The following is a 6,791-nucleotide window of genomic DNA, read 5'->3' as shown; positions in this document are numbered from 1 at the left end:
CATCGAAGGCCACGACCATGGCGGTACACGTGCAAGGCGGTCTCGGCGTTTCCGCCGAGGCTGCCGCGACGGCGTATCTCGTACGTGCGCGCGGGTGGTCCCTGGCTGGCGGCGACCCCGGAGCCAGCGCAAGATACATCGCCGAGCTCGTTGCCGCCCGCGAAAGCCGTTGAGGAAAGGACAGATAGGTGGATTTCTCACGAGTCACTCTCGCCGACCGCGATCAGACCTTTCTCCACGAGGCCCGCGACTTTCTGACCACTCACGTCACCGATGAGGTCCGGCGGCGCGACCGGGAGACCGGAGACAACTTCGACGAAGGCGTGCACTTGGCCCTGGGGGCAGCCGGTTACCTGGAAAGCGAGTGGAAAGGCTCGTCCGACGGGGGCTTTTCGCGGGTTCGCCGTCGCGTCTGGGAACTGGAGAAGCGGCGGGCGCACGTTCCCTGGGTCACCTGGGGGACCACGGCGATGGTGGCGCGTTCGGTGGCGAGGTTCGGCTCGTCCGAATTGCAGTCCGAAGTCATGCCGAAGGTATTCAGCGGCGAGGTACGGCTGTGTCTGGGATACACCGAGCCTGAAGGCGGTTCCGACATCGCGACGTGTAAAACCCGTGCTGTTCGCGACGGTGACGGCTGGATCATCAACGGATCGAAGATGTTCACCACCGGCGCGCACAAGTGCCAGTACGTCTTCCTGATCACCAACACCGATCCCGATGCTCCAAAACACAAAAGTCTGACCATGTTTCTGGTGCCACTGGATTCTGCGGGCATCGACATCCAGGGCATCCGCACCGTCGACGGCGACCGCACCAACATCGTGTACTACAGCGACGTGCGGGTCGATGACAAGTACCGGCTCGGCGAAGTCAACGCGGGCTGGACGGTGTTGCGCGAGCCGCTCAACACCGAGCACGGCTCCGTCGCTGCCGCGGCGGATGGATTGCAGGATGTCTCGATCATGATGCATCAGGCCGGGTTCATGGCCTATGCGCTGGACAAGACCGCTTCGAAGGTCGCAGAGCGGGATCCCAATGGGCACCGGCTAGTTGACGACGAATCGGTAGCGTTCCGGTTGGGCCGCAGCGCCGCCAGGATCGAGGCGGCGCTGAGTGCGCCGAGCATCTTCGGCCGGGTGGCCATCGCGCAGACGATGCGCGACGTCTCACCTGAGTTGATGGATATTCTCGGTACGGCTTCCACGCTGCCGATGGGTACCGAGGGTGCGGCCGACGACGGCGCGTCGGAGTACGTGTACCGGTTCGCGCCGCTGGTCGGGATCTACGGCGGCACCCTCGAGGTCTTCCGAAACATGATCGCGCAATACGCACTCGGCTTGGGCAAACCGAACTATTCGGTGCCCAAGAAGGTTTCGTAGGCCGCTCAGGTCGAGAGGATAGTTGCGGCGGCGGTTCCGGGCGCACCGTAGACCTGAGCGAACCCGACTCGCGGAGTTCCCGGAACCTGGCGTTCACCCGCCTGGCCCCGCAACTGGCGCACCAGTTCGTGCATCTGCCGCAAACCTGATGCCCCGATCGGTTCGCCGTTGGCGATCAGTCCGCCGTCGGTGTTGACCGGCATGGCACCGCTGATCTCAGTGACGCCGTCTGCCAACAGACTCTCCTGCTCGCCGTCGGCACAGAATCCGGCCTCGGCCATGTGAATGATTTCCGCGCCGGCATCGGTGTCCTGCAACTGGATGACGTCGACATCCCGGGGCGAAACGCCGGCTTTCTCGAAGGCGGCTTTCGCCGCGTAGACGGTCGGCGATACGTCCTCATCGACCGGTGCATACGTGGTGTTGACCTCGTACGCACCGTAACGCCGAGTACGGATTTCGACCGCCCGCACATACACGGGTTTAGTGGTGAACCGGTGCGCGATGTCGGCGCGACACATCACAACGGCGGCTGCGCCTTCGTCGGGGGCGCAGAACATGTATTGGGTCAGTGGGTAATTCAGGATCGGTGAGGCCAGGATGGCCTCTTCGGAGATCGGCTTGCGGCGGAAGGCGTTGGGATTCAACACTCCGTTGCGGAAGTTCTTTGCCGCGACCTTGGCCAGCGTGTGGGCGGAGATGCCATGGTCGTGGAGGTATCTGTTGGCCTTCATCCCGAAGAACTGGGTAGTGAGGTATTGACCGTTCTGCGCATACCAGCTCGGCATGCCGACCAGCGCGGGATCTTCGGTAAAGGCGCCGCGGGGGTGCTTGTCCATTCCGACAGCAATGCCAATATCGTAGTCGCCCAACCGGATACCGTCGGCACACGCCTTGGTCGCGCTGGCCGCGGTGGCACAGGCATTGAACACGTCGGTGAACGGAATGCCGGTGAGACCCACCATGCCCACGATCGCGTCCGGGTTCGCCACCGTCCAGCTGCCGCCGACTGCGAATTGAATGTCCTTCCAGCCGACACCCGCATCGGTGAGCGCGAGCCCGATGGCGTCGGCAGCCATCTGCATCGCTGATTTGCCCTCGAAGCGGCCGAACGGGTGCAGACCCACGCCGATGATTGCCACCTCGTTCGTGCTATGACTCATGCGGATGCCCTCCATCACTTTGACCCTTTCGGGACCTACTTGGCGTCGAACGTCACGGGTAGTGCTGTCGGCGAGCGGAAGGGCTGACCATAGATGTGCGGGTCGTCATCGGTGACAAGCTCCAGGTTGGTCACCCGGCTCAACAGACATTCCAGCGCCACCCGCGTCTCCATGCGCGCCAGGTGCAGGCCCAGGCAGGTGTGTTCTCCGGCGGCGAAGGAGATGTGGGGCAACTGCTTGCGGAAGATGTCGAAATCTTCGGAGCGTTCCCAGCGGTGTTGATCGCGATTGGCCGAGCCGATGCACAGGTCGACAGCCGACCCAGCAGGTATCTTAATCCCTTGCAGCACAGTGTCTTCGGTAGTGAAGCGTTGCACCGTGGTCAGCGGTGTCTCGAACCGCAGTCCTTCTTCGATCGCCGGCGCGACCAATGCGTGATCGTTTTGGACCGCGGCGAACTTCTCGGGGTGGCTGAGCAACAAGTACAGCAGGTTGCCCGATGAGCGGTAGGTGGTTTCCAGTCCGGCGGGAAGCAGCAGCCGCAGGAACGAGTAGATGGCCTCGTCGCTGAGCTTTTCGCCGTCAATCTCTGCGGTGACCAGGTCGCCGATGATGTCCTCGGTCGGCGTGGCCCTGCGCCGCTCGATGTGTTCCAGGAAATAGTCTTTCAGCGCTGCGGAGGCCTCGAACGCGCGCTCGTACTTGATGGTGTAGTTGATCAACTGCACCGCGCGCTGCCGGAAGGTCGACAGATCATCGGCCGGCAGACCCAAGAGCTTTGCGATAACGCGGGTCGGGAACTCGAAGGTGAAATCGCGGACGAGGTCCGCGCGCCCGGCATCGATGAACTCGTCGATCAGCGCGTCGCAGATCGGCCGCACAACCTCCGGTTCCCAACGCGCTAGCGCCTTGGACTTGAAGGCCGCGGATACCAGATTGCGGTGTTCGCGATGCTTCTTACCTTCCATCGCCAGAATGGAAGGACCGATGAACAGCCCGATCGTGTTGTCGTAATAGGTCGAGCTGAACACCTTTCCATCGCGAAATGCCGTGTTCACCGCGTTGAATGACATTGCGGCGAAAGACGTTTTAGGCCTCAACGATTCCGGGGTTTTGGAGTAGTCGATGACGCTTCCGTGGAACACGCCCGCCCCGTCGCGCTTCTGCGCGAAGTACGGATACGGATCACGGATGAAGCCGGAGGGTTTGTCGTCGTTGATCGCGGCGTCCCGAAGTTGACTTTCCACAGCTGTGCTCCAGCTTCGTCGAGCGGACCGGCGTAGTGCCGCATGATCGTACTGTAATTATTACAGTAGCGTATATCAGCACTGTAAGGGGACGTGAGCTGTCAGGTCGTGAACTCAGTCGACGAACAGATCGACAGACGCGGGCTCAGGGGTCGCGCCGGCTCCGCCTGGTCAATTCCACGCCGAGTTCGTCGAACGGCACCGGATGGCCCTTGGCGCACCGGACTTCGACTGACGCATCGGCGCCGCAATCGAGATGGGTAAGCCGCAACCGGTTGGAGCCGGACAGGTGACGTTGACCCCATACGAACATCGCCCAGACCACCGGCATGAAGTCGATGCCGGCTTCGGTGAGCACATACTCGTCGCGGGTGCGCTGCCCGGGCTCGCGGTAGGGCCGCCGCGTCAACAGTCCGAGGTCGACCAGTTCGGACAACCGCGCGGAGGCGGCAGCTTTGGTGATACCGATGCGCTGGGCGAAATCGTCGAATCGGGTGGTGCCGTAATAGGCCTCGCGCATGATCAGCATCGCAGACTTGGTGCCCAGCACCGACATGGTCTTCTCGATCGAGCAATGCCCGACTGAGGACCATGCGTCGCGATCGGCCAGCACGCCTTGCAGGAGTGGCACAGATCACCTCCATTCTGGGTTGCTCGCAGTATACCTAGGTGTTACACCTGAGTATAGCTGGATGAACCCAGCGTGGACTCAAGGAGGAGTCGTGGCATACCAAGATCGAGATGCAGTCATCGTGGGTGCGGTACGCACGCCGGTCGGCAAGGGCAAGGCGAGCGGTGCACTGCACGGGGTGCTTCCCGCAGACCTGCTGGCGCACAGTCTGCGCGAGCTGGTGCAGCGCACGGGTGTGGACCCGGCGCAGATTGACGATGTCATCGCGGGAGCCGTGACCCAAGTCGGCGACCAGGCCGTCAACGTCGCACGTAATGCCCTGCTCGGTGCGGGCCTTCCGGAGTCTGTTCCGGGTACCACCATCGACCGCCAGTGCGGCAGCAGCCAGCAGGCGATCAGTTTTGCCGCTCAGGGTGTCATCGCGGGCGCATACGACGTGGTCGTCGCCGCGGGTGTGGAATCCATGAGCCGGGTGCCGATGGGCACGTCGGTTTTGCCGGGCAGCAACCCGTTCGGCCAAGGCATGAAGGAGCGTTACCCCGAAGGCCTGGTGCCGCAGGGCATCAGCGCTGAACTCATCGCGGCACGCTGGGGCTTCTCGCGAACCCAACTCGACGAGTTCTCCGCCGCCAGCCATGAGAAAGCGGCGCGGGCGGCCAAGGAAGGACTCTTCGACAACGAGCTGGCCCCGATCGCGGGGTTGAGCACCGACGAGATCATCCGTCCCGGTACCACGGTCGAGACCCTCGCCGGGCTCAAGCCGGCTTTTTACGACCTCGCCGTGGGAGAGCGCTTCCCGCAGATCAATTGGCAGATCACGCCCGGCAACTCTTCGCCGTTGTCGGACGGCAGTGCCGCGGTATTGATTACCAGCGGCGCTGCCGCCAAGAAGCTGGGCCTGCGTCCGCTGGCCCGGATTCACACCACCACTGTGGTGGGCTCGGATCCGCTCTACATGCTGACCGGCGTGATTCCGGCGACCGAAAAGGTGCTGCATCGCGCCGGCCTGATGCTCGCCGACATCGACCTGTTCGAGGTCAATGAGGCGTTCGCGCCGGTGGTGCTGGCCTGGGCCAAAGACACCGGAGCCGATCTGGCCAAGACCAACGTGAACGGCGGCGCGATTGCGATCGGACATCCGTTGGGCGCCAGCGGTGCTCGCATCATGACCACCATGGTCAATGCCTTGGAGCAACGCGGCGGCCGGTATGCGCTTCAGACCATGTGCGAGGGCGGCGGCATGGCCAACGCCACGATCATCGAGCGTCTGTGACGAACGGGGACCGCTAGCGATGTCATCTGACACCATCTCGAGAATTTTTGTCATCGGCGGCACCGGAGCCCAGGGCATTCCCATCATTCGTGCCCTGGTCTCCGACAAGAAGTACTCCGTTCGCTTCCTCAGCCGCGACCCCGCCTCGCGACGAGCCACCGATCTCCTCGCGCTCGACAACGTCTCGGTTCTGGAGGGCTCCTTCGCCGACGAAGCCATCCTGCGGGAAGGATTCCGCTATTGTGACGGCGCGTTCGTCAACATCGACGGTTTCAATACCGGCGAGAAAGCCGAAACATACTGGGCGATGCGCAGTTACGAGATAGCCATCGAAGAAGGAGTCAAATTCCTCGTCTATGGAAACCTGGACTACGGGCTCAAGAAATCGGGATACGACTCTAGGTTCCGCACCGGCCATTACGACGGCAAGGGACGTGCGGGCGAGTGGATGTTGTTTCAGAATCAGGTGAACGAGGCTCGGATGGGAGCAGCACTCTTCACGACGGGTCCGTATATCGAGATGGCGATCTCTCCCCGGACGCCGATGACACCCACCGTCGAAGACGGTGTCGTAACATGGCGGGCCCCACTCGGCGCGGGAGCCGTGCCACATGTGTCACTCGAGGATTGCGGATACTACGTTCGTTGGCTCTTCGACCATCCCGAGCGCGCCAGCGGCATGAACCTCGAAGTCGCTATCGACCACATTGCCTACGCCGATCTCGCTGCGGCATTCGAGAAGGTCACCGGGCATCCAGCGCGATACGTCGACACCGATCTTGAGACGTATTGGAAGAACGGTCCGCTCAGTCCGCTCGCAGATGCGCCTGCCGGGTACAACGCGGACCCAAATGACAAGAGCACCATGAGTGTTCGCGATAACTTCACGGGGTTTTGGAATTTGTGGAAGCACGGGATCGTCGAGCGAAATTATTCTCTGCTCGACGAGATACACCCGAATCGGATCAGAAGCGCCGAGGAGTGGTTCAGGAGAGAAGAGCAGTTAGGACAAAAGCTGGGCAAGGGCAGCCTGTGGGAGAGGGTTCAGCCAGACAACCAGACCCCGATCCTCAAGATCGGCGAGGATATGAGGACAGG

Annotated in this window: 6 protein-coding genes and 1 pseudogene; 4 read left to right on the top strand and 3 right to left on the bottom strand. The window is 62.3% G+C overall.

From position 1 onward, the window contains the following. Both WAN02_RS06655 and WAN02_RS06650 read left to right on the top strand, forming a co-directional pair. Positions 1 to 173 (top strand): annotated as a pseudogene (locus WAN02_RS06655) (acyl-CoA dehydrogenase); the annotation flags it as partial. Positions 174 to 188: 15 nt separating this feature from the next. Further along, the gene (locus WAN02_RS06650) at positions 189 to 1,379 is read left to right on the top strand and encodes an acyl-CoA dehydrogenase family protein (RefSeq protein ID WP_422263374.1); all 1,191 of its coding nucleotides are present in this window, start codon (positions 189 to 191) and stop codon (positions 1,377 to 1,379) included. Between the two features lie 5 nt (positions 1,380 to 1,384). Here WAN02_RS06650 and WAN02_RS06645 read toward each other — a convergent pair whose 3' ends face one another. The 3 genes from WAN02_RS06645 to WAN02_RS06635 all read right to left on the bottom strand — a co-directional run bounded on the left by WAN02_RS06645 (position 1,385) and on the right by WAN02_RS06635 (position 4,420). Continuing rightward, entirely contained in the window at positions 1,385 to 2,542 is a 1,158-nt protein-coding gene (locus tag WAN02_RS06645; RefSeq protein ID WP_422263373.1) for a thiolase family protein, read from the bottom strand. A gap of 35 nt (positions 2,543 to 2,577) precedes the next feature. Then, on the bottom strand, positions 2,578 to 3,789 hold the full coding sequence (locus tag WAN02_RS06640; RefSeq protein ID WP_422263372.1) for a cytochrome P450: 1,212 nt from the start codon (positions 3,787 to 3,789) through the stop codon (positions 2,578 to 2,580). 145 nt (positions 3,790 to 3,934) lie between these two features. Next, positions 3,935 to 4,420, bottom strand: coding sequence for a winged helix-turn-helix transcriptional regulator (locus WAN02_RS06635; RefSeq protein ID WP_422263371.1), 486 nt, complete (start codon positions 4,418 to 4,420; stop codon positions 3,935 to 3,937). Between the two features lie 61 nt (positions 4,421 to 4,481). Between WAN02_RS06635 and WAN02_RS06630 the strand changes: the two genes are divergently transcribed. Next, positions 4,482 to 5,693 (top strand): thiolase family protein, encoded by a 1,212-nt coding sequence (locus tag WAN02_RS06630; protein WP_422263370.1) that lies wholly within the window; start codon positions 4,482 to 4,484, stop codon positions 5,691 to 5,693. A 19-nt stretch (positions 5,694 to 5,712) separates the two neighbouring features. Continuing rightward, positions 5,713 to 6,791: NmrA family NAD(P)-binding protein (locus tag WAN02_RS06625; protein ID WP_422263369.1), on the top strand; the 1,079-nt coding region annotated here is incomplete at its 3' end.

The sequence above is a fragment of the Mycobacterium sp. genome (assembly GCF_049281135.1).
Lineage (GTDB): Bacteria > Actinomycetota > Actinomycetes > Mycobacteriales > Mycobacteriaceae > Mycobacterium.
This window is presented reverse-complemented; position numbering and strand designations above follow the sequence as displayed.